Genomic DNA, 541 nt, shown 5'->3' with positions numbered 1-541 from the left:
CCCTTCTTTATATAATCTTTCGGCTATTTCTGCTCCAATTGCCCAACTATAACCTTCTGGAGGGTTATAGACTTTGTTTTCAATTATTATAGGTTTACCTGTCGGGCCACCTCGGTTGTATTTGATCATTACCGGCATCCATTGGGGTTCACGATTTTCCCATAATTGCTTAAAAAACAACATTTCATTATTTTTCGCATAATAAATTAAATATTCGGTTTCAACTTCCATATTTTCAATTTCCCTTTTCGGCAAGCCTGCTGTCCTTTTTAGAATCATCTCATTCCTAAAATTCTCTTCTCTGAAAATTTGTTTCATTAGATGTCTTACAATCCAGTTGCCGTTGTAATCGCATCTGACAAAAATGCTGCCTTTTTCATTAAGTAAATCTCTTCCTAATCTTAGTCGGTTTTCTAATAAAGTTGCCCAAGTAGAATCTTTGTATTTTACATTATATAAATAATCAGCATCCTGTTCTTTGTTAAATGGGGGATCAATATATATTGTTTGGACTTTCTCTTTGAATTTTGGTAGGATTGTA

At 33.6% G+C, this 541-nt stretch carries 1 protein-coding gene; it reads right to left on the bottom strand.

Annotated elements, in window-relative coordinates:
* Positions 1–541: DNA methyltransferase (locus tag N2201_07480; GenBank protein MCX7786039.1), on the bottom strand; the 541-nt coding region annotated here is incomplete at both ends.

The sequence above is a fragment of the candidate division WOR-3 bacterium genome (genome assembly GCA_026418155.1).
In the GTDB taxonomy this organism is placed as follows: domain Bacteria; phylum Hydrothermota; class Tepidihabitantia; order Tepidihabitantales; family CAIPLT01; genus JAOABV01.
This window is presented reverse-complemented; position numbering and strand designations above follow the sequence as displayed.